A 24,661-nucleotide genomic window follows, 5' to 3' on the forward strand; every position below is an offset into this window, starting at 1 on the left:
GGATTATAATTAAAGTCCGACATTAATACCAAAAGTGAAGGTTCTGTACTGTAACATATCCTGGTTATCAAACCCGGAATAGTTAACCTCAGGATCAAACGGCAAACGTTTATCAAAAGTAATTGTAGCTAAATTTGTAGCCCTGCCATAAACATGAACCTTACTCAGGCCCAACTGTTTAAACAAATGGACATTTTTAAGATCATAACCCAAGCTTACATTTTTTAAACGGATGTGATCGCCGCGGTATAAACGGTAAGTACTTGTAGAAGGATCGTTAGCGGAATTGGCAGAAAACTTAGGCACATCGGTCTCCTGCCCCACTGTCGTCCAGCGATGGTCATAAATGTATTGATACTTGTTATACAGATACTGCGTTGGTGATGTAAAGTAAATATCTGAAGCGCCATAGACCCAATAGCCCAGGTTGTAATTGAAATCTATCCCTAAACTTATTCCTTTGTAAGAAAAAGTATTATTGAAACCTCCGGTAACTTTAGGAAGCGATTGTTTATCTAAAATATTTAGTTTTGCATCTGCAATTTTATTGGTTTTCGCATTATGACTTTCATCGGTATAATATAAAGCATCCCCATTTTGAGGATCAACACCCGCAAATTCTTTCATGTAATAGGTATTGAAACTGTAGCCCTCTTTCAAATAAAACTGTCCATTTTGCACTGGTGTATTGGCCGGCAAACGGGTAATTTCATTTTTGTTGAAGGCCGCATTTAAATTGCTATACCATTTAAAATCGTTGATCCGCAACAAATCACCCTTAAGCGTAAACTCCCAGCCTTTATTCACCATGGCACCTACATTTTGGTTCACTACTGTAAAGCCTGTAGTCAATGAAGTTGGAATTGCGCGGATCAGGCCATCAATGTTATTGTAATAGTAATCCACAGTAAGCATAAAACGATCCCTGGCAAAACCTATATCCAGACCAATGTCAAACTTTTTTGAAGTCTCCCAGCGCAAGTCGATGTTACCGCTGGATGAATATTGCTGACCAATATATCCTGCATAACTATAGGTACTGCTATAGCTCACCTGCGGTACCCACATGTAATTACCCAAATTTGCATTGCCCGTTGTTCCGTAGGATGACCTGAGCTTAAGCGACGATAATATGTGCTGTTGCTTAAAAAAATCTTCCTCGTGTATATTCCAGGTACCGCCTATCGAATAAAAGTTGGCACCCTGATTTTTTGTGGGAAACCGGGAAGAATTATCCCGCCTTAGTGACCCACTCAGCGCATATCTATTTTTATAGTTTAAACCGGCGATAGCATACAAGGAAGTGAAATCGTAATTACTGTACTGTCCGTATGCACCATTCGGCGTTGCTGCATTACTTAAAGCAGTTAGCTCTTCATGCGCAGAAGGGAATCCATAACCATCGGCAGCCAGTAAATATTCTTTTGATCGCTGCGCCTCATAACCGATAGCGGCGGTGAGGTAAAAATTATCGACTCCTTTAATGTCATACCGGTAATCAAACTGGTTACGGGTAAGCCAGTTGAAGTAGCGGGTATAGTAATTTTTGCTACGCCCTTTCAATCCGGCACCGTCGCCCATCACCGCATTTAAAAATACCGTTTCCTCCAGCGTATTGTAATCAATGCTAAAATAACTGGTATAGGTCAATTTATCCCAGATGTTCCATTTCAGCCTGGTGTTGCCTAGAATACGCGTTTCGGATAAAAACTTCTGATCATGATCTGCAATATAAATTGGGTTATAAATTCCCGGGAAATTGGTGTTCCCTACAATGCTTGTATTCACCGTACCATCGTCGTTGTAAGCCAGCTGAAAGGGACGCAAACTCCGCGACGCCCAGGTGGGACTGCCAGAAAACTGCGTACCATAAGGTGTATTCTGACCCACATTAGAGAAATTGATCCCTGTCGAAAGCTGGAATCGCTTGCTGATTTGGTGATCGATATTGAATAGGCCCGTAATTTTCTTTAGATCAGACCCAATTGTTGTCGCATCCTGGCGAAAATACCCTGCTGAAGCAAACATTTTTGTTTGCTCGGTACCACCGTTCAAACTTACATTGAGCTGCTGCTGTTTTCCGGTACGCGTAACCAGATCGTACCAATTGTTACTTTTCCCACTATTCAGCCCATAACTTTCGGCAGCAGTCTCTACCTGTACCGGCGTTGACCCTCCATTTGTCAGCGCTTCTCTAAAAAGTTCAGCATACTGTGTCGCATTTAAAGCCTTGCCAGCATCAGGGTTATCCATTGGTTTAGAAGCGCCTATTTCCGCATCTACACGGATTTGGGTTTTACCACTTTTCCCTCTTTTTGTTGTAATCAAAATCACGCCACTCCCACCTCTTGAACCGTACAATGCGGTAGCTGCTGCATCTTTAAGCACATCAACACTTTCTATATCGTTCTGATTGACTCCAGCCAATGCATAGGAAGTTGTTGAATTATATCCCAACTGGCCCGAATTGACAATCATACCATCGATGACAATCAGCGGGTTTGACGACAAAGAAAGCGAACCAAGTCCGCGAATCCGGATATCCACGTTTGCCCCTGGCTGTCCGCTGGTTAAGGGCGCTGTAAATCCAGCAATCTGTCCTTGTAAAGCCTGTACAAAAGTAGCGTAAGGCTTATTTTCCATCACCCCTCCTTTAACCGTACCAATCGCACTTGTATTCGCAGCCAAAGTTGTGGTACGATACCCATCAGAAATAACCACCTCATCGAGTGTTTTCACCTCCTGTTTTAAAATCACATTAATCTGGCTTTTATTGGCCGGCACCTGCTCTGCAAGATAACCTATCATTTTAAAGGTCAACATAGCGCCTTCAGATACACCATTCAATTGGTAGTGACCTCTAGCATCTGTTGAAGTTACCAGTGCTGTCCCAGACACACGAACAGCAACCCCTGGTAAAGGAGCTCCACTGATATCTGTGACTGTACCACTAATATTCAAAAGCTGTTTTTTAACAAATCTCCCATCGCTCGGTGCACCGCGCATATCCGTATATAAAATAGAAGAATCCTTGAGTATATGCCTGTTGTATCCTGCGGCGGATGACTGAGCGTTAAATAAATTGACCACAAAAAAGCAAAGCGCAGCGATCTGAACAGATCTGAAAATTCCAGGCTTGAAAGTGATTGGGCGGAACGAAAAAGCTGTCCCTTTTTCAATATGAATTTTAAAACCCATATATTTTTAATTAGAAGATTAAAAATTAAATTATTTAAACTGACGATTCAACTCACGGGCCGGACAACCTAATCGTTTTTTCACAATTGATTGTTTGCTGGCTGAGCTTCAATAATAGTTTGTTAATTATCCAGCATATCCCTCCATTTTTACAATTTCATTGATTAAATCCCAGGCACTGGTTGTATCAAAAAAAAACAGATTAGATCCCCACCATAAGTGTACAATGCTAATCCTTATTTTTATATTGGCAATCCAGATACTTTTTTTCGTTTGGTTAAGTTTATATGTATACAAATATATACTTTTTTTGTAAACAAAATAATTTAATTGATTTTTTAAGTAAATAAAAAGATAAGCTGAGAAAACAATCAACCAAAACAAAGTATTTTACTAAAAATCAACACACAACGCTTTTAAAATAATAAAAAAATGCCATCAGCAATACGATCATTTTAAAATAAAAGATTTAAAAATATACAACAAAAGTAAAATTATGTAAACAAAATAATCTTAAAAAAGTATACATTAGTATCATATATAGATTTAACTATGTCTAATAACCCGCATATTCCCTTTGTGAAACTACGAGCCGAACTGCTAATTGACACCCGTTCTACACTAGGAGAAGGTGTCATATGGAACCATATTACCAAGAAGCTGCTTTGGGTAGACATTGACGAAGGTTTGTTGCACACTTATGATCCGGCATTAGAATGTATGAGTACCGCAGCATTTAAGCAGAAAGTAAGCATGGTTGCTATAGCCGACCAGGATCACCTGATCCTTGCTTTCCACGATGGTTTATATAATTATGAAACAAGTACCGGGAGACTTCAAGCATTGGCTCACAACCCTGAAAATCAAACGACAACCAACCGTTTCAATGATGGAAAATGTGATGCCATGGGCAGATTGTGGTTGGGAACAATGGGCCATAAGCAATCCGCAGCATTGTACTGTGTAGATCATGAACACCAAATACAAACCATGTTAACTGGTATCACGACGTCAAATGGTATTGCCTGGTCGCCGGATCAGCAGGACATGTATTACATTGACAGTGACACAAGCAAAGTAGTTGCTTACGCTTTTGAGCCCCGGACAGGTCGGATATCCAATCCGCGTGATGTCATATCCATTCCGGAAGTGATGGGTATTCCAGACGGCTCGGCAATAGATGCAGAGGGAATGATCTGGATTGCCTTATGGGGAGGTTATTGTGTAACGCGATGGAACCCTGTAAATGGAGCACTTTTAGCCACAGTAGCCGTTCCTTCAAAAAACGTGACCTCTTGTACCTTTGGCGGTGAACAAATGGATCAACTTTACATCACAACTGCAAGAACGCAAACCTCGGCAGCAGAATTAAAACTGAATCCATATAGCGGCGGCATATTCGTACTGACCCCTGGTGTAAAAGGAAAACTGACAAACCTTTTCCAAAGCAAATACAACCTCAATAAGCACAAATGAAATATGGCACAAAACACTTATAACCGAAGAAATTTCATTAAAACGGCTACCTTCGCGGGAGCAGGAATCGGCTTCAGTATGGGGCCATTGTCAATATTTGGAAAAGACATTCCGCTAGCAAAAGGCAAAAGAATCGGGATCATTGGCCTGGACACAACGCACAGCATCGCTTTTACGAAAGCACTAAATGACCCTGCGGCCGCACCGGAATACTCAGGATATCATGTGGTTGCCGCCTACCCTTACGGTAGCAGAGACATTGAACTTTGTATCAAGCGAATTCCGGTTCAAACTGAAGAAATTAAAAAGTATGGGGTAGAAATTGTCGATTCTATTGCAACGCTTTTAAAAATGACAGATGTGATACTTCTGGAGACCAACGATGGTCGGCTTCACCTGCAGCAGGCATTACAAGTCATACAGGCAGGTAAACCACTGTTCATTGACAAACCAATGGCCGCCTCGTATGCTGATGCCGCCGCTATATTTAGAGCGGCCGAAAAACATCAGATTCCAGTATTCTCTGCTTCTTCGCTCAGATTTATGACAGCAGTTCAGAACATCAATAGCGGCAGGTATGGAAAAGTTTCTGGTGCAGACACCTATAGCCCAGCTACTATTGAAAAAACCCATCCCGATTTATTCTGGTACGGGATACATGGAGTGGAAACACTTTTTGCAGTGATGGGAACAGGATGCAGGCAAGTGACCTGTTTCAGCACCCTAGATACTGATGTTGTTGTTGGCCAATGGGATGACAACAGAACGGGAACATTCCGTGGGCTTCGCGCAGGTAAAACTGATTTTGGGGGAACTTGCTTTTGTGAACAAGAAATCATCCCATTAGGACCGTATCTGGGTTATGCACCCCTGCTTAAAGCAATCATTCAGTTTTTCGAATCTGGAAAGCCCCCGGTTTCCAGCAAAGAAACATTGGAAATATTAGCCTTCATGGAAGCTGCATCAACAAGTAAAAGCCAGGGCGGAAAACCCATAACGCTGAACAATGATAAATAATTAAAATCTTCATTTCCTTTAACAATGATCAATATGAACAGAAAATTTATTCTTGCAAAACTATTGTGCTGCATCGGCTTAATGGGTCCGGTGATTACCAAAGCTCAAGTATCTGCAATTAAGACAGAGACCATCAAAGGTGGCAACCTGATCGGTCGCTGGAACATCAAAGTAAATCAAAACGGAGCAGACAACCCATCCTGGTTGGAAGTGGAGCTATCGGGTTTTAGCACCCTCGTTGGCCGTTTTGTAAGTACAGGCGGAAGCGCCAGACCAATATCTAAAATCACTTTTGACGATGAAAAGTTTAGCTTTTCTATTCCGCCACAATGGGAAAGGGAAAGCCGTGACCTCAGCCTTGAGGGAACTGTGAACAATACCGGCATCAGCGGTACAATACACACCAGCACAGGTCAGACTTACCCTTTTAGCGGTGTAAAAGCACCCGATCTGAAAAGAACTACTGCCCCAGTATGGGGTAAAGCCATCAAATTATTTAATGGTAAGGATTTAAGCGGCTGGAAAGCGATGGGAAAAAACCAATGGATAGTTAAAGATGGCGTACTCAGCAGTCCGCAATCTGGAAGTAACCTGATTTCTGAACAGAAATTTTCTGATTTTAAACTCCATGTAGAATTCCGATACCAGCCAGGTAGCAATAGTGGTGTTTATCTCAGAGGTCGTTACGAAACACAAATCATTGACAACCCTAAAACCGACCATCCCAATAGCCACTTGTTTGGCGGCATTTACGGTTTCCTTGTACCCAACCAAATGGCTGTAGGAGACCCTGGACAGTGGCAAACTTTCGACATTACATTAGTTGGCCGTATGGTGACAGTAGTAGCCAATGGTAAAACCATCATTTGTAACCAGGAAATTCCGGGTATTACAGGCGGCGCATTAGATGGCAACGAAGCCGAACCAGGACCAATCTATTTCCAGGGAGATCATGGTCCGATAGAATTCAGAAATATTGTGATTATTCCGGCTAAATAAAAACCAACATATGCTTTAAAGCCATTGTTGAATATACCGGCTCAGGAGTTTTTCCGGGCCGGTTTTTTCATTATCAAACAGTTCATTAGACCTACCTTCTGAAGTCTTTATTAAATAAGTTCTATGTCCCATAATGCTGCTTCTTCAGGATTTCCGCTAAACTACTTAAAATACCGTATGTATCTTTTCAAGCAAAACAAATACCGGAATTGATCTGCTTCATCCCAAGTATTGATCACAACACAATTTGTGATTGTTCCAACAAAGTTGATTTCGGTTGCATATTATGCATATTTTATTGAAACCAAACGATTTGGTTTTGGTTAATGATATATAGTCAAGATCTTAGACAAATAAATATGGCAACAACTGGACTTGAGCGCTTTTTGAAAGCGCAGGAAACGGATTTCCACACCGCGCTTAACGAAATAACGAATGGTAGAAAGCGAACGCACTGGATGTGGTACATTTTCCCTCAGATCAAGGGACTCGGATTTTCAGATATCGCTAACTTCTACGCGATTGGGGACCTAAATGAGGCAGGAACCTATTTAAATCACCGCGTATTAGGCCCAAGATTGGTGCTGATCACCGCAGAAACCTTAAAGCTGGAAAATCGCACTGCCTATCAGATTTTTGGAAGTCCGGATAACCTAAAGTTCCATTCTTGCATGACTTTGTTTGCTACTGTTCCGGGGGCAGATCCGGTATTTCAGCAAGCGTTAAATAGGTATTTCAATGGACTAAAAGACAGCAAAACCTTACAGATACTCGGACTTCAAAACTTTAAATAGGCAGTTTAATCATACAGCGACCTCAACTTGATGTATATGGGTTATCATGATTCAACATACCTTTAACCAGGGCTTTCCACTGCGGATAAGACAAACCAATTTTAGCACCCCAGCCTACAAAAGTATTGCGAATATTGTCAAGCGGATGATCCAAATCTGTATTGGGAACTTCATTTCTGCCATGTTCTTCCGCATAAATAACACGGCCTATCCGTTTTACCTGAAAAGTTGAAGTTGCTTCTTCTGTCAGAAAGTGTGCCGTATCCTCTTCATCACTTAGTGGATTGGCAGATGGTCTTGCCGTCATGCTCAATACCTCTGCATCATCCAATATCTGCGACTTAATCTCCTCAATTGTTACCCAATCATATCCTCCGCCGGTTTTTGTTCCCGGGCCTGGAATGTCAATTTTGATGTGATCCCCACCTGTAGCTTTGCGATGAACCTGATTGCCCTCAGGATCTGTCAGATAAAAATCAGAGGAAGCCCCAACGGCAAATTCCGACCAGCGATTCACATCGAGCAACCGCTCTTTTACTGTCTGAAAAAAATGAACGGCTTCAGCTTCGGAATTCAGCTCAATCTTTTCCACCGCATCCATTTTAGACCCTGTTTCCTGAGCAGGCACATGTGCGGCTCCAGGATTATTTTCATTGTGATTCGTTTCCATAATTTTATCGGTTATTACATTTGATGGTCAAACTTTAATGCATAAATCATTTGTATTACTGACAACTGAGGATTAAATAGCACTTCTGTTTCTTAGACAGCCCTGTCAGTTTAACTGTCTTTTGACTAAATTAACACATTGAATATTAGAATGTTTCAACAAAAAGAATTAATATTTCCTAAAACAAACGCCAAATTATCGTGTTACAAAAGCCTGAATGCAAAAAAGTCAGCACCAATCGATTTATTAGCAGAATGAATATCTAAAGAGCCATCTAAAAACCCAACAACAACAAACCTGATTATCAAACCATTTAAAAATTCTGATGTTTTTCATGTTAAAACAATCGTAAAACTTTAGCTTTACCGTAAAAAACACCCATGATTATCATTAATAATTTCGAAGAATACCAATCTTACATAGGCCAGGAACTAGGTAAATCAAACTGGCACAAAATAGACCAGACACAAATCGATCGTTTTGCTGAGGCAACACTGGATCACCAATGGATACACGTTGATCCCGAAAAAGCAAAAACAGAGAGCCCCTTTAAAGCAACCATAGCTCACGGATATCTGACGCTCTCACTCATTCCCTATCTCTGGAAGCAAATCGCTGATGTCCGCAACCTTAAAATGGAGGTTAATTACGGAATCGAATCTCTTAAATTTGGTCAGGCTGTATTGGTCGACAGTGAAGTTCAACTCAAAGCAAAGCTGAATACCATTATAAATTTACGGGGAGTCACAAAGGTTGTGATCGAAGCTACTCTTATGATTAAAGATCAGATTAAGCCGGCATATACCGGAAGTGTCATCTTTCTCTATCATTTCGTGTAAACGATCAAACCATCTTGATCCACCGTTGTTCTATTCAAAGTTAGAAAGAAGCCAGAAAATTCTTGATTCGCTAATTTTCAATAAAAACACGATAAAATGAAAAATCCAAAATCGAAAACAATACCTGAATACCACAGCAGCTCTGACCAGCGGGAAAGCACTGAATTACCTGCTACAGAAAACCTGAACGATCAGGTAACTGATCAAGTTGATCCCGAAAAATCACACCCTACAGCACCTAAAACCAATTTGGGTAATGGGAAAACAATTGATAAAGATGACGAAAAATTAATCACACCTTAAACAGTTAAAAGAAATTAGCTATGGAAACCAAAGAGAATATCATGGAAGAAAGTTTGCAGGAAATGAAAAATACAGCTGCAGAAAGAACGGAAAATTACCAGCAAAAACAAATCGATGGCGAAGATCAAACAGTGCTTATAGATCCGGCAATAACTGGGGAAACTGATGGATTGGATCCGAAATTTAACCAGCAAGGCCCTCCTTTGGATCCGGAAGATGAAGATTTTCAGGATGAAGATGACAATGAGGACTTCCCAGCAAAAGAAGATCTCGATGACAATGATTTTGATTTAGACCCTGATTCGGATGAAGATCTTGATTTGAATACTGATGAAGATGAGCTGTATTAATTTTCAGTTGTTTGAGCGGTCACTGTCCGGTAGTCTTTACAGTTGTATGAATTTAAGATACACTTAGGCTCTTGTTATGTAACCACAGGTCTTACAATTGCATAAGCCTCCGCTTTTTTCGTCATTTACAGGACCATTTTCCTAGCCGAGTCTTATGAAAGCCCAATGTAACGCGTGCTTTACCCCTTTTTATCATCCATCTGACCCGAACAAGATCTAAGGAAGATGTAACCGCATTCATCTGTTTAATAACAATGTAATAAATAGGAAATCTTTCAAAGATCTGCATAAGAAGTTTGACAAGACCGTTCCAGAACCGACTCCATATTTCTTTCATCCAGTTTATCAAAATGTTAAGGGTGATACCTGCTACGGATTTTCGGATATGAGCATCACAGAAATTGCCTATAATGTAGGTTATTACAGCATTCAGCAATACTTTCTCTCAGTTGACGAATATGCGGACGACAGAATTTAAGTCTATATCATTGAGTTAAAAACGAGCGCAAACCAACAATGATACCGATGGATTAAAAAACCTGCTTCAAAATATCAAATACAGCTATTTACAATTTATTTACGTTAATTTGTCTTTCAAGTTTTAACACTATTTAACACAAACTGTTTTACGTTTTTTTGATCTTTACCGCATGTTTAAAGAAATTGGCAATAAATATATCCGCTATTCAAGCATATTCCTTTTTTGTATCATCGTCTTTTTTTGCGCCTTACAGCTCAATTTCCTCTGGCTCTTTGGCTACTCCCCTTCTTATGAAGACATTAAAGCCCCTACTCAACGCGTAGGATCAGAATTATACACCTCCGATGGAAAGCTCATTGGCCGTTATTATAAAGAAAATCGTACACCTGTAAACTTCAATGAAATTGCCCCCAGTGTTATCAACGCACTTGTAGCTACAGAAGATGTGCGCTTCTACAAACACATGGGAATAGATTTCCGGTCGTTATTATCCAGTGGCATCTCCACAGCTACCGGAGATAAACGTGGTGCAAGTACGATTACCCAGCAATTGGCAAAAAACCTGTACCGCACACGGTACAACAAATCGCAGGGATTTATTAAACACATTCCCGTTGTAAGGACCATCGTATCCAAACTCAAAGAATGGATGACTGCCGTAAAATTAGAATCCAATTATTCTAAAAATGACATCATCACCATGTACCTGAATACGGTATCTTTTGGCAACAATGCCTACGGTATTAAAACTGCGGCCAGGGTGTACTTTGATAAAGAAGCCAATGCACTTGATGTGCCTGAGTCAGCCCTACTGGTAGGTATGCTTAAAGGAACATCCTTATACAATCCGATCAGAAATCCCCAAAAAGCATTTGAAAGACGTAATGTTGCGCTTGCGCAAATGAACAAATACAATTACATCACGAAAGCACAGTTAGATATCTATAAAAATACCCCGATTAAATTGAAAGAGGGCCGCATAGACGAAGGCAGCGATGGCGACTCTTATTTAAGGGCGGCGGTAGACAAATATTTAGAGAAATGGTGTGACGACCACAATTACGATTTGTATGAAGACGGTTTGAAAATCTACACGACGATTGATTCCAAATTGCAGCAATATGCAGAAGAAGCGGTTGCCGATCAAATGAAAACCTTACAGCGTAGATTTTACAGTGTTTGGGGTAATGAAGATCCATGGCAGGACTCGGAAAAGAAAAAAGTAGACTTCCCGGCACGGGCCATGCGCAACCTGCCAATCTATAAATTACTCGAAAAAAAATACCCAAATCATCCGGACTCGGTTGAATCCTATTTCAACAAAAAGAAAAAGATGAAGATTTTCACCTGGAAAGGCGATCGTGACACTTTATTCTCTACCATGGATTCTATCCGTTATTACGGAAAGATCATGAATACGGGCATGATGACGATGGATCCTTTCAACGGTAAAATTAAAGTATGGGTTGGCGGTATTGACCATAAATATTTTAAATATGACCACGTCAACCAATCAAAAAGACAAGCTGGATCTACTTTTAAACCATTTGCTTATTTAGCAGCTCTGGAAAGTGGCATGAGCCCTTGTGATACGTATACGGATAAACCTGTAAAAATTGCGTTCCAGGAACATGGAAAAACGGAATATTGGGAGCCTAAAAATGCGAGCTACAGCAATACCTATAATGAAATGTCATTGCGTTTGGCCATGGCCAGGTCGGTAAATACCATTACAGCGCAGGTCACTGAAGCTGTTGGCTGGGACAATGTGGTTAAATGGGCCCATGAATGCGGCATAGACAGTCACCTGGAATCTGTACCTTCTGTAAGTTTGGGCTCAAATGACGTAACCGTTTTCGAAATGGTTAAAGCATATGGCACATTTTTAAATGGAGGCATCAAGACAGATCCGATCCTGGTCGAAAAAATCACGGATCTCGATGACAATGTCATCGAGGAATTTAAAGCCAAAACAAAAAGGGTATTGTCTGAAGAGATATCCTGGTTAATGTTATACATGCTTCGTGGCGGTATGGAAGAACCAGGTGGAACTTCTCAGGCACTCTGGGAATGGGATCTTTGGAAAAAAGGAAATCAGATTGGCGGAAAAACGGGTACTTCGAGTGACTATGTAGATGCCTGGTATATGGGTGTGACCAAAGACCTGGTTACAGGAATCTGGGTTGGCTGTGACGAGCGCACTGCACATTTTAAAAACGGAGAAACCGGCGAAGGATCAAGAACAGCGCTGCCTATTTTTGGAAAGTTTATGGAGAAGGTTTACAAAGACCCTGCTACAGGATATACCCAAGGTCCTTTCCCTAAAGCTACGGTTAAAATTACGCGCAACATCAACTGCCCTACACCTCGTCATACTGTAGATACGACCAGTACGGACAGTACCGCGGTTGATTCGACTTCTTTTACGCCTCCGGCAGTCGAGGACATCAAAACTGCACCTGCTGAAGAAGCTGTACAAAAAACAGAAGAAAAGAAAACTACTGAAATACCAAAACAACCTGCTACTACGGAAGTTCCTTTAACCAGAAAAGAAGAAAGGGAACTGAGAAGAAAACAGCGACAGGAAGAGAAAGAAAGAAAAAAGAACGGCCAGTAATTACTGGTCGTTCTTCAAAAACGCATTGCTTTTTTACGTAATTTTAAATGTTAACTCTTGAATATCTGCACATATGAATAGAAGCTATACTTTTTTCAGGTTAATTCCAATTTTCTTCATCATGATTACCGCTTCGATCACGGTCAAAGCGCAATATTTTGGACAAAATAAGGTAAGGTATAAAAACGACAAGTTTAAAGTACTCCAAACCCCGCATTTCGAGATCTATTATTATCTTAAAAATGAGAAAATGATCCAGAAATTTGCACAAGACGCAGAGACCTGGTATAAAATGCATCAGGAGGTTTTCAGGGATACTTTTTTGAAGAAAAACCCAATTATACTTTACAATAACCATCCGGATTTCCAGCAAACTACGGCACTGCAGGGCGAGATTGGCATCGGAACAGGTGGAGTAACCGAAGCACTTAAAAACCGGGTAATCATGCCGGTCATGGAACTCAACAACCAAACCCGACATGTACTGGGCCACGAGTTGGTGCATGCGTTCCAATACCACACCTTACTTGAAAAGGATTCGATCGGCCTGGAAAGCATCAGCCAGGTTCCCCTATGGATGATTGAAGGTATGGCCGAATACTTATCAGTAGGTAAAACAGATGCCTTTACTTCTATGTGGATGCGCGATGCACTATTAAACCGCGACATACCCTCTTTAAAAGACTTAACCAATTCCAACAAATACTTCCCTTACCGATATGGCCAGGCATTCTGGACTTTTGTGGGGTCAGTTTACGGAGACACAACCATCGTACCACTCATGAAAGCTACGGCAAAATATGGTTACGAAAATGGATTAAGATACACTTTTGGCTATGACGACAGAACCTTGTCAGGATTATGGAAAAACGCGATCGAAGCCCATTATCGCCCTATGCTTAAAGCTGATAGTTCTCAAATTAAAATCACTGGCACTAAAATTATCGACAATAAGAACGCTGGAAACATGAACGTTGCACCAGCAATCAGTCCGGATGGTAAATACCTCGCCTTCCTCTCCGAAAAAGACCTCTTTGGTATAGATCTTTTTCTTGCCGATGCTAAAACAGGAAAAGTGCTCCGGAAATTAAGCAGCCAGATTTCGAATTCACATATCGACGACTTCAACTTTCTGGAATCAGCCGGAACGTGGTCGCCCGACGGCAAGCAATTTGCCTTCAGCATTTTTAGCAAGGGAAAAAACCAATTGATGATCATTAACATCGACAATGGCAGTGTGGCTTTACGTGCAGTAATGGGTGAAGTAGCCCAGTTTGGAAATCTATCCTGGTCTCCAAATGGAGATGACATTGCCTTCTCTGGAATGATCGAAGGTCAAAGCGATATTTTTTCTTATAATTTGAAGGCGAAGCAGGTGACGCAAATCACCAATGACGTATATTCAGATTACGCCCCCACCTATTCACCTGACGGCAAAAAGATAGCTTTCTCTTCAGACCGGGCCTCTATTGAATCTGGTAACCAGACTGCTGTCCATCCAATTAATTTGACGATATACGATATTGAAACTAAATCATTGAGCAATGTGGCGGTATTCCCTGGAGCGAACAACCTCAATGCACAGTTCTCCGGTGATAGCAAGAACTTATTTTTCTTATCCAACCGTGATGGTTTCCGTAATTTATATGAATACAATTTTGCCAGCGCTCAGGTTAAACAGCTGACAGATTACTTTACTGGAATCAGCGGGATCACCGAGTTTTCTCCGGCAGTTTCCGTATCCAGAAATGACGATATCGTGTATAGCTATTACCGCTCGCAACGTTATACCCTCTACAATGCACAATTAAGCAACTTTAAATCCAAGGCTGTTGAAGCCAATAGTGTCAACTTTGATGCAGCAGTGCTTCCGCCGATGGAAGCCATGGGTGTAGACATCATCAACTCCAACCTCTCCAATTTTGAACGTTTTGAAAGAACCACCACAGATTCTATGAAACTGGTTCCATACAGACCAAAATTTAAACTGGATTACCTGGCCAATAGCGGCGTAGGTGTTTCTACCAGCAGGTTCGGTACAGGTGTTCAAGGTGGTATCGTAGGTATGTTCAGTGATATCCTTGGTAAAAACCAAATCATTGCAAATCTTTCGATCAATGGAGAAATTTATGATTTCGGTGGATTGGTTGGATACATTAATCAGCAAAACAGAATCAGCTGGGGTGCTGCATTTTCGCATATTCCATACATTACCGGTTTCCGGGAAATCGTACTCGATCAGCTGACTGATAAAAATAACAATCCGGTAGATGTGATTAATGATCGTACAAACTTAGTACGAACTTTCGAAGACCAGGTGCAATTATTTGCAGCTTATCCTTTCAATAAGGTACACCGCTTCGAACTTGGAACTGCAGTGTCGAGATACAGCTACCGGGTTGACCGCATCAACAACTATTTTGACAACATAGGTGGATATAAAGGTGCCTATATCACTTCAGACAAAAGAAAAGTTCCACTCGATCAGGCCAGTAATGAATTCGGAACTCCACTTAAAAACTTTTCGATCTTCCAGGCCAATGCTTCATTTGTAGGCGATAACAGCATTACAGGAATCAGTTCGCCTTTAGATGGATTCAGATACAGAATTGGAGCTGAACAATATTTTGGAGATTACCAATTCTATGCCTTAAATGTTGACGTCAGGAAATACCTAAGATTAAAACCCATTACATTAGCCGTACGTTCTTATAATTACCTGCGTATGGGTAAGGAAGGTGAAAACCTTTATCCCCTATTTGTTGGTTATCCATATTTGATTAGAGGCTATGAAGCCAATTCATTGTACAACGGTTCGGGTAGCGGAAGTGGAAGTTTTGACATCAATCAATTGTCAGGAAGTAAAATCGCTGTATTTAACTTTGAGATCCGATTACCGTTTACTGGTCCTAAAAAACTGGCTGCAATTCCATCAAAACTATTATTCACAGATCTAAACTTATTCTTTGACGCGGGATTAGCCTGGAATGAAAACTCTAAGGTTGTGTTCAAAGATCAGCCCACTTATATTACTCTACCTGTTACGGACTCAAACGGTGCACCTGTATTGGATAGAGATGGCAAACCGGTATTCACTTCGACAACCAACGAACGTGTCCCTGCCCTTAGTGTTGGTATATCTCTTCGGGTAAATGTATTCGGCGCTTTTGTATTGGAGCCTTACTACGCTTTCCCGTTCCAGCGTAAAGACGTTTCCGGTGGTGTGTTTGGTTTAACCTTCGCACCAGGTTGGTAAAGTACCGCTTTCCGGTCGCAAAAAAAGGCAGTCAGAAAATCATCTGGCTGCCTTTTTTCTTTAAGAAAGTATACTGAAAGGTAAGTTTACCTGATTGATCATTTGTTTACGGCTGGTGATGTGCTCAAAATCCAAGCCGATGGTTAAGTCAACCCAATCCGGATTACATGAACGTACCAGACGTTCTTTCTGCATCCTGGTAAAACGGCTCACCACTTTGAAACGGCTCAAAGCCTGCTCTTCTGTTTTGAATTCTTCAAAATAAACCAAACGGGTCAATTGTTGTGCACTATCGAAAAACAGGCAGGGCATCTGCTTATAAAAATCAAGTGTTTTAATTAAATTAGAACTCATGCCTACATGTAAAGCAGTTCTGTTTCTGTCTGTCACTACATATACAAATTTTTTCATAACCCTATATTTTATTTAAACTTCTAACAAGCTTTTGAGCTTCTATTTTTTTAATTGTAAAAATTAACTAAATTAGTTAGTATACTACTTTCGGATGTGAATTAATATTACTAACTTTATTGGCACAATAATACTAACAATTTTAGTAAAAACAAATATATTTTAAATTTTATTTTTATGTCGAACATCTCCTCCAACCTAAAGTACCTTAGAAAGAAAAAAAGCCATACACAACAGCAATTCGCTGATGCCATGGGAATTAAAAGATCACTGATCGGGGCATATGAAGAAGACAGAGCTGAACCGAAATATGATTTGCTAAAAAAAATAGCAGAATACTTTGAGCTGACTATTGACGAATTCATCAATGAAACGATCAACGAAGATTGGAAACCTAAGCCAAAGAGCCAGGGTTCGAACCTCAGAATATTGAGTATCTCCGTAGATAAAGACGATAAAGAGAACATTGAAATGGTACCTGTAAAGGCAAGTGCTGGATACTTAAATGGCTTCTCTGATCCGGAGTACATCAAAGATCTGCCAAAATTCCAGTTGCCTTTGCCATTCTTGAAACAAGGAACCTTCAGGGCTTTTGAAATTGTTGGAGATTCCATGCTGCCAATCCAGCCGGGAAGCGTAATCGTTGCCGAGTACATGGACAACTGGAACGATGTGAAACCTGGAGAAACTTATATTGTGATCAGCCGCAATGAAGGGGTAGTTTATAAAAGAGCAGGAAACCGTTTCAAGGAGAATAAAGAATTGAAATTAATTTCGGATAACAGAATGTATGATCCATATACCGTAGCCTCTGATGACATTCTGGAAATATGGAAGGCAAAAGCTTACATTTCTACAAGTTTACCTGATCCAACTCCGGAACCAAGCATTGAAACTTTGAGTACCATGATGGCGCAAATGCAGAAATCCATTTCTCAATTGAATAAAAATTAGAATAGCTTACTGCTCAACATATGCAGACTGCAGAAGAATTGATCAGAAAAAGGCTGAAAGAAAGGGAAGTTCAGGGTTCATTAAGAACATTAAGCTGTACGAACCTGCCTATTGATTTCTGTTCCAACGACTACCTGGGCTTCGCCAGATCCGAAACCTTAAAAAAGCGGATTGAACAACTAAGCCTGGGTCTGCCCCATTATAAAAATGGAGCCTCCGGTTCCAGACTACTTAGTGGTAATCATCCATTCAGTATAGCAACTGAAAATGATATCGCTGATTTTCACCGGGCGGAGGCAGGATTGATCTTCAATTCGGGATACGATGCAAACCTGGGGCTACTGTCTAGTCTGCCTCAGGCCGGAGATACCATCATAGCCGATGAACTGATCCATGCCAGTTTAATAGATGGTGCAAGATTAAGTAAAGCTACCCGCTATACTTTTAAGCACAATGACCCCGATGCACTAGAGAGCAGACTCAAACTTGCAACGGGAATTATTTATGTCCTCATCGAAAGCGTTTATTCTATGGATGGAGACCTTGCACCAATAACAGAAATACTTCAACTTTGTCAAAAATACAAGGCCAACCTGATTGTAGATGAGGCTCATGCTTTAGGCATTTTAGGCCAGCATGGAAAAGGACTCGTTAATGACCTCGGACTACAGGATCAGGTTTTTGCCAGAGTAGTTACTTTTGGAAAAGCGCTTGGATGTCATGGGGCCATTGTTTTGGGTAGTGAAGTTCTCAGGCAATACCTCATTAATTTCGCCCGATCTTTTATATATACTACTGCCGCCCCGCTCCACAATCTCATCAGCATCAGATGTGCTTATGATATGTTGGCTGAACAAGATCATCAGCCGGAAATTGCAGCAATCATCAACACTTACAAACAAGCCATAACCGCTGCCGGTATCCCGACAGGGACCACACCAAGTGCTATACAAAATATTCAGTTTGGAAATAATGAAGCTGCAAAAAGTGCGGCTAAAACATTACAAAGTCAGGGTATTGATGTACGTGCGATTTTAAGCCCTACCGTACCTAAGGGAAAAGAACGGCTACGGATATGTTTGCACACTTTCAATACCCCCGCTGAAATTCAGCAATTGGTTAAAGGGCTAAGCCAGCTCAAATCTTAAATCCTATAAGTTTAACATATAAAGCATAAAAAAAGGGAAGCTTTATGGGCTTCCCTTTTTTAAGATATTGTAAGTTCTATTTTACTGTATCAATTACCGCTTTAAAAGCTTCTGGATGGTTCATTGCTAAGTCAGCTAAAACTTTACGGTTTAAACCGATATTTTTAGCAGCCAATTTACCAATTAATTGAGAGTAAGATATACCGTGCTGACGTGCTCCAGCATTAATACGCTGAATCCACAAACCGCGGAATTCTCTTTTCTTAACTTTACGGTCACGGTATGCATATTGCAAACCTTTTTCTACCGTATTTTTAGCAATGGTGAAAACCTTGCTTCTTGATCCCCAATAGCCTTTGGCCATATTAAGGACTTTTTTCCTTCTTCTTCTCGAAGCTACTGCGTTTACCGAACGTGGCATGTTGTTGTTGTTTTTGATAAACGGCGTTGCGTATTACAGCAAACTTACTACCGGTTATCTGGTTAAAAATTAATTATTTACCGATTGCAAGCATACGTTTAACGTTGCCCATGTCAGCGTCTGACACCATTGAAGTGTGTCCTAAGTTACGCTTACGTTTAGTCGACATCTTGGTTAAGATGTGGCTTTTGTAGGCATTCTTCCTTGCGATTTTACCTGTTCCAGTAAGCGAAAAACGCTTTTTAGCACTGGAATTGGTTTTCATTTTTGGCATAACCTGTTTTAATTTATGTAATTTATTTATTTCTTAGCAACTTTTGGTGCAAGCGTTAAAAACATCCGCTTACCTTCTAACTTAGGTAAAAGTTCAACTTTACCAATATCTTCAAGGGCTTGTGCAAATTTCAACAACAAGATTTCTCCTTGCTCTTTGTAAACGATTGCTCTACCTTTAAAGTGTACATAAGCCCTAACTTTCTCACCGTTTTCCAAAAAGCTAACCGCATGTTTTAACTTAAATTGAAAATCGTGATCATTGGTGTTAGGACCAAAACGGATCTCCTTAATTACAGTCTGTTTCGCGTTTGCTTTAATCTCTTTCTGCTTTTTCTTCTGCTCGTAAACAAACTTACTGTAATCAATAATCCTACAAACCGGCGGCACCGCATTTGGAGAGATCTCTACAAGATCCAGTTCCAATTCGTCCGCAAGGGCTAAAGCTTTTGCCAAAGGATAAATCCCCGGCTCAACATTATCTCCAGCTAATCTAACCTCTTGTGCCCGGATAAACTGATTAATATTATGTTCTGCTTCTTTTTTCTTAAAAGGAGGACGTGGTCCCCTGTTAAATCCTGGTCTGCCTAATGCCAAATTTGTATTCCGTTTAAACTGTTATTTCTTTAATTAATAATTCACTAAATTCCTGCAATGTCATATGTCCCAAATCTCCCTCTCCATGTTTCCTTACAGAAACCTTTCCTTCTTCCATCTCTTTTTCGCCGATTATCAGCATATAAGGGATCTTTTTAACCTCTGCGTCTCTGATTTTCCTTCCAATTTTCTCATCACGGAAGTCAATCAGCCCGCGAATATCGGAATTATTTAGTTCATCTGAAACTTTTTTTGCATAATCTTCATACTTTTCTGAGATTGGCAGGATGATAAATTGTTCCGGCGACAACCACAATGGGAAATTTCCGGCGCAATGTTCAATCAATACCGCGATGAAACGCTCCAAAGATCCGAATGGTGCCCTATGGATCATCACCGGTCTGTGTTTCATGTTATCACTTCCTGTATATTCAAGCTCAAAACGTTCAGGAAGGTTATAATCTACCTGGATAGTACCCAATTGCCATTTTCTACCCAAAGCATCTTTAACCATAAAGTCTAGCTTAGGACCGTAAAATGCAGCTTCACCATATTCCACTACAGTAGGTAAACCTTTTTCAGCAGCAGCTTCAATAATCGCGCTTTCAGCCAAAGCCCAGTTCTCATCAGAACCAATATACTTTGATTTATTTTCCGGATCCCTTAAAGATACCTGTGCAATATAATTGTCAAAGCCCAACGATTTAAATACATACAGCACCAGGTCAATTACTTTTTTAAACTCTTCTTTTACCTGATCCGGTCTGCAAAACAAGTGCGCATCATCCTGAGTAAAGCCCCTAACCCGTGTCAAACCATGCAACTCACCGCTCTGCTCATAACGATACACTGTACCAAATTCAGCAAAACGCAAAGGCAGGTCTTTGTAAGAACGTGGCTTTACCTTATAAATCTCGCAGTGGTGCGGACAGTTCATTGGTTTTAAGAAGAACTCCTCTCCCTCCTGCGGCGTTTTAATTGGCTGGAAAGCATCTTTACCATATTTCTCATAGTGGCCTGAAGTAATGTACAGGTTTTTATGACCAATATGTGGTGTAACCACCTGCTCGTAGCCGGCTTTACTTTGTGCCTTCGTTAAAAACTGAACCAGACGCTCGCGTAAAGCCGCCCCTTTAGGCAACCACAAAGGCAAGCCCATGCCTACTTTTTCAGAAAAAGCAAACAATTCCAGTTCCTTACCTAATTTACGGTGATCCCTTTTCTTAGCCTCTTCAATCATGTGAAGATATTCGGTCAGTTCACTTGCCTTTGGAAAAGTAACACCATAAATCCGGGTCAGTTGTTTCCGGGTCTCGTCACCACGCCAATAGGCACCGGCAACGTTCATCAGTTTTACCGCTTTTACAAAACCAGTATTCGGAATGTGTGGACCGCGGCACAAGTCTGTAAAAGCACCCTGGTTATAGAAAGTGATTTTTCCATCTTCCAGACCTTCTAAAAGGTCCAGTTTGTATTCGTCACCTTTATCTTCAAAATATTTAATTGCATCGGCTTTAGACACATCACTTCTCACAAAAACCTCTTTTTGTTTAGCCAACTCCAGAATCTTGGTCTCAATCGCTTTGAAATCATCCGAAGAAAACTCACGATCACCAAAATCCACATCATAGTAAAAGCCGGTTTCAATAGCCGGACCTATGCCAAATTTAGTTCCTGGATAAAGTGCTTCTAAAGCTTCAGCCATAATGTGCGCTGAAGAATGCCAGAAAGTGGCTTTACCTGCAGCATCATTCCAGGTCAGCAATTTGACGGTAGCATCGCTTTCAATCGCTCTGGATGAATCCCAAACCTCGCCGTTTACTTCAGCGGCCATAACATTGCGGGCAAGCCCTTCAGAAATGGATAATGCAATTTGATGGGCAGTTGTGCCCTTTTCGTACTGACGACTGGAGCCGTCAGGTAATGTAATGTTAATCATCTACAACTATGATTTAAAAATTAATGAAATATTTATATACAAATCACCTACAATGTGATTTTTTGTTGTGCAAAGATAATTAATATTCTGTACTTTCCAGCCAGCCATTGGCTAAAACATCAGCTAAATGCATGGTTGTTAATGGAATATTATTTTTATCGATATAGCCCTGCAAATGCATCAGGCAAGACAAATCCGTTGAAATGATGTATTCAGCACCCTGATCAAGCGCATGGTTCACTTTTTGCTCAGCCATAGCAGAAGATATCGCATCAAATTTAACCGCAAAAGTACCCCCAAAACCGCAACACATATCCGTATCCTTCATCTCTACCATTTCCAGTCCATGTACTTTAGACAACAATTGCCTCGGCTCTTCCTTAATTTTACACTCCCTCAATCCACTGCAGGAATCATGGTACACCGCTTTACCATCCAATTCAGCACCAAAATAATCGCGTTTCAATACGTTCACTAAGAAATCGGACAGTTCAAAAATATTACTTTGTATGTTCCGGCACTTGTTGTGTACAATGGTATTCGTAAACAAATCACTAAATCCATTTTTCACCATCCCCACACAAGAAGCAGAGGGTGCAACAATATAATCACTTTCAGAAAAGTCATTTAAAAACTTGGTACCGGTTTCTTTAGCCTGCTCCCAGTAGCCAGCATTATATGCCGGCTGACCACAACAAGTCTGCTTGGAATTGTAAAACACCTCACATCCGCATTTTTCCAACAATTTAACCGTATTAAAAGCAGTTTCAGGATAAAGCTGATCAACAAAACAAGGCACAAACAATTCAATTCTCATCACAATAATCTTTAAGCGGGTAAATTTAAGTCTTTCGCCTGTCTAGGCACTATTTTTAACAGAAAAAGAAGGAATATCAATCCAATAATAAAAAACACAGCAACTGCAACAATAGAATTCCGCATGCTTCCAGTTACCTCTTCAATAAAACCAAAGCTGAACATCCCGATCACCAGGGCTACCTTTTCTGCCACATCATAAAAGCTAAAAAAGGAAGTATGGTCCGGGCTATCCTGCGGAAGAAATTTGGAATATGTCGATCTGGATAAGGATTGAATCCCTCCCATGATCAGACCAATCACGGCGGCAAGTACATAAAACTGCATTTCGGTATGGATATAATATCCTGCTACACAACAACCAATCCAGATCACCACTACACCGATCAGCACCCTGACATTCCCAAATTTATACTTAGCCAGGTAGGACATCAGCATCGCTCCCGGAATGGCAACTATTTGCAGCAACAGAATTGTGGCAATTAATTTTTCTGTTGGCAGGTGAAGTTCCTTTTCCCCAAAAATGGTTGCAATCAACATCACCGTTTGTACCCCCATAGAATAAAAGAAAAAGGCAAACAACAAGCGCTTCAATTGCTTCATTTGCTTAATCTCTATCCAAACTTTTTTCAGCTCCTTAAAGCCGCTGGTCACGACGTTGTTTTTACTTGTTTTAAAATTCGGACTTCCTTTAGGTAAACGTCTGAAAGGAATCTGTGCAAAACCCATCCACCATAAGCCTACCAGTAAAAAGGATAAGCGCGAGGCCTGCGCTTCACCGCTCAAACCAAACTGTGCGGGAAAGAAAACGAATACAAAACAAATAATTTGCAGAATGACACTACCAACATATCCGTAAGTGTAGCCTTTTGCACTTACGGCATCCTGTTGATCAGGTGTGGCTATCTCTGGTAAATAGGAATTGTAAAACACCAGACTACCCCAAAAACCAATCGCCGCTATTACAAACAGGACAATACTACTCTGCAGGGTATCTATTTCAAAAAAGTAAAGTCCGCAACAGGCTACCCCACCCACATAAGTGAACATCTGCATAAACACTTTTTTGTTTCCCCGCGCATCCGCAATAGAAGAAAGGATCGGTGATAAAATAGCGATAACCAGGAAAGCAAAAGCCATGGCATAACTATACAATGATGAGTTCACGAACTTACGCCCCATAAACGTTACATAGTCAATGGTGTTGTTGTTCTTATCAGAAGTAATCGCCGAATAATAAGCAGGAAAAATGGTGGAAGTGATAACCAGGTTGTAAGCGGAGTTTGCCCAGTCAAAAAATGCCCATGAGCGTATGACTTTCTTGTCGTTTTTCTGTTCCATGTGTCAATTGAGGCAACTAAAGTAGAGAAAAAAAGATACTAATTTACTTTTTCAAGTGTGGTTGCCCCAGTTTTTTTCTCGTCGACTTTTTTCGGGTTGCCTTTATAGCGGATACTGCTTGTACCCTTGGTATTCACCTTTAATTCATTCAGCACATTGATGTTCGCATTGCCAATCCCCTCAATATTCAGATTATAAATACCGGCCACAAAATCAAAAGCTTCAATTTTTAGTGTACCCTTGCTGATCAGTTCATGAATTCCGGTCTGCCCACTTAAATGCAGCTGTGTAACCCCTTCAGTCTGGGTATTCAATTTTGATGCATTCAGATTCAAAGTCAGCGCATTTGCTCCTTTGGCCAGTATACTCAGGTCATTCACATGCAGTACACCTTCAGTTTGAACCTGCACATTCCCTTTTAACTCCAATTTCTTCAATTCCCCAATGTTGGCAAATACAGCAATACTATCTGTGCCACAGTATTTTTCGTCAGCCAGCTCAATGCGTAGTTCAGTACCGGAAACGGCAAATTTAACGGCCTCCATAATGTTAGAATCGGCTTCAACCTTGATATGATAGGTACTGTCCTGTGTCAATATCAGCTTCATTTTACCAGAAATTTTAATCTGGTCAAAAACACCAACAGTCGTAGCGCGATGCGCCCGTATACCTGAGTCTTCTATACATTTGCTTCCGCAACCAGTTACAAATACAGCAACAACTAAAACAATTAAGGAAATATATTTCATATGGGTTTTCAT

The 24,661-nt window shown here is 40.7% G+C and carries 21 protein-coding genes; 11 read left to right on the top strand and 10 right to left on the bottom strand.

All coding sequences use genetic code 11. The annotated features are described in order from the left end of the window. Positions 1–9: 9 nt before the first annotated feature. Complete coding sequence (locus tag IM797_RS02130) at positions 10–3,198, bottom strand: SusC/RagA family TonB-linked outer membrane protein (RefSeq protein WP_194125441.1); 3,189 nt, start codon at positions 3,196–3,198, stop codon at positions 10–12. Between the two features lie 552 nt (positions 3,199–3,750). On the opposite strand from IM797_RS02130, the gene IM797_RS02135 reads away from it, so the two are divergent. The 4 genes from IM797_RS02135 (at position 3,751) to IM797_RS02150 (ending at position 7,484) form a co-directional block, all read left to right on the top strand. Then, the gene (locus tag IM797_RS02135; RefSeq protein ID WP_194125442.1) at positions 3,751–4,674 is read left to right on the top strand and encodes an SMP-30/gluconolactonase/LRE family protein; all 924 of its coding nucleotides are present in this window, start codon (positions 3,751–3,753) and stop codon (positions 4,672–4,674) included. Between the two features lie 3 nt (positions 4,675–4,677). Further along, positions 4,678–5,691 carry a Gfo/Idh/MocA family oxidoreductase gene (locus tag IM797_RS02140; RefSeq protein WP_194125443.1) on the top strand — a complete coding sequence of 338 codons (1,014 nt, stop codon included), beginning with the start codon at positions 4,678–4,680 and terminating at the stop codon, positions 5,689–5,691. A gap of 33 nt (positions 5,692–5,724) precedes the next feature. Then, on the top strand, positions 5,725–6,690 hold the full coding sequence (locus tag IM797_RS02145; protein ID WP_194125444.1) for a DUF1080 domain-containing protein: 966 nt from the start codon (positions 5,725–5,727) through the stop codon (positions 6,688–6,690). A gap of 359 nt (positions 6,691–7,049) precedes the next feature. Then, complete coding sequence (locus IM797_RS02150) at positions 7,050–7,484, top strand: DUF1810 domain-containing protein (protein ID WP_194125445.1); 435 nt, start codon at positions 7,050–7,052, stop codon at positions 7,482–7,484. Positions 7,485–7,506: 22 nt separating this feature from the next. On the opposite strand, the gene IM797_RS02155 is transcribed toward IM797_RS02150, so the two are convergent. Next, positions 7,507–8,154 carry a hypothetical protein gene (locus IM797_RS02155; protein ID WP_194125446.1) on the bottom strand — a complete coding sequence of 216 codons (648 nt, stop codon included), beginning with the start codon at positions 8,152–8,154 and terminating at the stop codon, positions 7,507–7,509. Between the two features lie 380 nt (positions 8,155–8,534). Here IM797_RS02155 and IM797_RS02160 point away from each other — a divergent pair, with 380 nt between their 5' ends. The 5 genes from IM797_RS02160 to IM797_RS02180 all read left to right on the top strand — a co-directional run bounded on the left by IM797_RS02160 (position 8,535) and on the right by IM797_RS02180 (position 16,000). Next, positions 8,535–8,993, top strand: a complete 459-nt coding sequence (locus IM797_RS02160; protein ID WP_194125447.1) for a MaoC family dehydratase — start codon at positions 8,535–8,537, stop codon at positions 8,991–8,993. A 96-nt stretch (positions 8,994–9,089) separates the two neighbouring features. After that, the gene (locus IM797_RS02165) at positions 9,090–9,296 is read left to right on the top strand and encodes a hypothetical protein (RefSeq protein WP_194125448.1); all 207 of its coding nucleotides are present in this window, start codon (positions 9,090–9,092) and stop codon (positions 9,294–9,296) included. 20 nt (positions 9,297–9,316) lie between these two features. Beyond that, positions 9,317–9,646 carry a hypothetical protein gene (locus IM797_RS02170; protein ID WP_194125449.1) on the top strand — a complete coding sequence of 110 codons (330 nt, stop codon included), beginning with the start codon at positions 9,317–9,319 and terminating at the stop codon, positions 9,644–9,646. A gap of 650 nt (positions 9,647–10,296) precedes the next feature. Further along, positions 10,297–12,744, top strand: a complete 2,448-nt coding sequence (locus IM797_RS02175; RefSeq protein WP_194125450.1) for a penicillin-binding protein 1A — start codon at positions 10,297–10,299, stop codon at positions 12,742–12,744. A gap of 73 nt (positions 12,745–12,817) precedes the next feature. Next, on the top strand, positions 12,818–16,000 hold the full coding sequence (locus IM797_RS02180) for a basic secretory protein-like protein (protein ID WP_194125451.1): 3,183 nt from the start codon (positions 12,818–12,820) through the stop codon (positions 15,998–16,000). Positions 16,001–16,060: 60 nt separating this feature from the next. On the opposite strand, the gene IM797_RS02185 is transcribed toward IM797_RS02180, so the two are convergent. Beyond that, entirely contained in the window at positions 16,061–16,411 is a 351-nt protein-coding gene (locus IM797_RS02185; RefSeq protein WP_194125452.1) for a GIY-YIG nuclease family protein, read from the bottom strand. Positions 16,412–16,588: 177 nt separating this feature from the next. On the opposite strand from IM797_RS02185, the gene IM797_RS02190 reads away from it, so the two are divergent. Together IM797_RS02190 and IM797_RS02195 are read left to right on the top strand one after the other, a co-directional pair. Beyond that, a complete protein-coding gene (locus IM797_RS02190) occupies positions 16,589–17,365 on the top strand; it encodes a LexA family transcriptional regulator (RefSeq protein WP_194125453.1) in 777 nt (258 codons plus the stop codon). 20 nt (positions 17,366–17,385) lie between these two features. Continuing rightward, the gene (locus tag IM797_RS02195; protein WP_194125454.1) at positions 17,386–18,513 is read left to right on the top strand and encodes an 8-amino-7-oxononanoate synthase; all 1,128 of its coding nucleotides are present in this window, start codon (positions 17,386–17,388) and stop codon (positions 18,511–18,513) included. Between the two features lie 76 nt (positions 18,514–18,589). On the opposite strand, the gene rplT is transcribed toward IM797_RS02195, so the two are convergent. The 7 genes from rplT to IM797_RS02230 form a co-directional block, all read right to left on the bottom strand. Next, positions 18,590–18,934: a 50S ribosomal protein L20 gene (rplT, locus tag IM797_RS02200; RefSeq protein ID WP_194125455.1), complete on the bottom strand. Its 345-nt coding sequence runs from the start codon at positions 18,932–18,934 to the stop codon at positions 18,590–18,592. 73 nt (positions 18,935–19,007) lie between these two features. After that, entirely contained in the window at positions 19,008–19,208 is a 201-nt protein-coding gene (rpmI, locus tag IM797_RS02205) for a 50S ribosomal protein L35 (protein WP_090783772.1), read from the bottom strand. Between the two features lie 26 nt (positions 19,209–19,234). Further along, positions 19,235–19,804, bottom strand: coding sequence for a translation initiation factor IF-3 (infC, locus tag IM797_RS02210; RefSeq protein ID WP_008238148.1), 570 nt, complete (start codon positions 19,802–19,804; stop codon positions 19,235–19,237). Between the two features lie 13 nt (positions 19,805–19,817). After that, complete coding sequence (gene thrS, locus IM797_RS02215) at positions 19,818–21,743, bottom strand: threonine--tRNA ligase (protein WP_194125456.1); 1,926 nt, start codon at positions 21,741–21,743, stop codon at positions 19,818–19,820. Positions 21,744–21,822: 79 nt separating this feature from the next. Beyond that, positions 21,823–22,560, bottom strand: a complete 738-nt coding sequence (locus IM797_RS02220; protein ID WP_194125457.1) for a (Fe-S)-binding protein — start codon at positions 22,558–22,560, stop codon at positions 21,823–21,825. An 11-nt stretch (positions 22,561–22,571) separates the two neighbouring features. Then, positions 22,572–23,900, bottom strand: coding sequence for an MFS transporter (locus IM797_RS02225; RefSeq protein WP_194125458.1), 1,329 nt, complete (start codon positions 23,898–23,900; stop codon positions 22,572–22,574). 38 nt (positions 23,901–23,938) lie between these two features. Continuing rightward, complete coding sequence (locus tag IM797_RS02230; protein WP_194125459.1) at positions 23,939–24,649, bottom strand: head GIN domain-containing protein; 711 nt, start codon at positions 24,647–24,649, stop codon at positions 23,939–23,941. Positions 24,650–24,661 lie beyond the last annotated feature (12 nt).

The organism is Pedobacter sp. MC2016-24, assembly GCF_015223055.1.
GTDB lineage: Bacteria > Bacteroidota > Bacteroidia > Sphingobacteriales > Sphingobacteriaceae > Pedobacter.

Bases quoted from the DNA above. Each gene is read 5' to 3' on its own strand.
- IM797_RS02130 (WP_194125441.1), bottom strand. From the start codon at position 3,198: ATGGGTTTTAAAATTCATATTGAAAAAGGGACAGCTTTTTCGTTCCGC.
- IM797_RS02135 (WP_194125442.1), top strand. From the start codon at position 3,751: ATGTCTAATAACCCGCATATTCCCTTTGTGAAACTACGAGCCGAACTG.
- IM797_RS02140 (WP_194125443.1), top strand. From the start codon at position 4,678: ATGGCACAAAACACTTATAACCGAAGAAATTTCATTAAAACGGCTACC.
- IM797_RS02145 (WP_194125444.1), top strand. From the start codon at position 5,725: ATGAACAGAAAATTTATTCTTGCAAAACTATTGTGCTGCATCGGCTTA.
- IM797_RS02150 (WP_194125445.1), top strand. From the start codon at position 7,050: ATGGCAACAACTGGACTTGAGCGCTTTTTGAAAGCGCAGGAAACGGAT.
- IM797_RS02155 (WP_194125446.1), bottom strand. From the start codon at position 8,154: ATGGAAACGAATCACAATGAAAATAATCCTGGAGCCGCACATGTGCCT.
- IM797_RS02160 (WP_194125447.1), top strand. From the start codon at position 8,535: ATGATTATCATTAATAATTTCGAAGAATACCAATCTTACATAGGCCAG.
- IM797_RS02165 (WP_194125448.1), top strand. From the start codon at position 9,090: ATGAAAAATCCAAAATCGAAAACAATACCTGAATACCACAGCAGCTCT.
- IM797_RS02170 (WP_194125449.1), top strand. From the start codon at position 9,317: ATGGAAACCAAAGAGAATATCATGGAAGAAAGTTTGCAGGAAATGAAA.
- IM797_RS02175 (WP_194125450.1), top strand. From the start codon at position 10,297: ATGTTTAAAGAAATTGGCAATAAATATATCCGCTATTCAAGCATATTC.
- IM797_RS02180 (WP_194125451.1), top strand. From the start codon at position 12,818: ATGAATAGAAGCTATACTTTTTTCAGGTTAATTCCAATTTTCTTCATC.
- IM797_RS02185 (WP_194125452.1), bottom strand. From the start codon at position 16,411: ATGAAAAAATTTGTATATGTAGTGACAGACAGAAACAGAACTGCTTTA.
- IM797_RS02190 (WP_194125453.1), top strand. From the start codon at position 16,589: ATGTCGAACATCTCCTCCAACCTAAAGTACCTTAGAAAGAAAAAAAGC.
- IM797_RS02195 (WP_194125454.1), top strand. From the start codon at position 17,386: ATGCAGACTGCAGAAGAATTGATCAGAAAAAGGCTGAAAGAAAGGGAA.
- rplT (WP_194125455.1), bottom strand. From the start codon at position 18,934: ATGCCACGTTCGGTAAACGCAGTAGCTTCGAGAAGAAGAAGGAAAAAA.
- rpmI (WP_090783772.1), bottom strand. From the start codon at position 19,208: ATGCCAAAAATGAAAACCAATTCCAGTGCTAAAAAGCGTTTTTCGCTT.
- thrS (WP_194125456.1), bottom strand. From the start codon at position 21,743: ATGATTAACATTACATTACCTGACGGCTCCAGTCGTCAGTACGAAAAG.
- IM797_RS02220 (WP_194125457.1), bottom strand. From the start codon at position 22,560: ATGAGAATTGAATTGTTTGTGCCTTGTTTTGTTGATCAGCTTTATCCT.
- IM797_RS02225 (WP_194125458.1), bottom strand. From the start codon at position 23,900: ATGGAACAGAAAAACGACAAGAAAGTCATACGCTCATGGGCATTTTTT.
- IM797_RS02230 (WP_194125459.1), bottom strand. From the start codon at position 24,649: ATGAAATATATTTCCTTAATTGTTTTAGTTGTTGCTGTATTTGTAACT.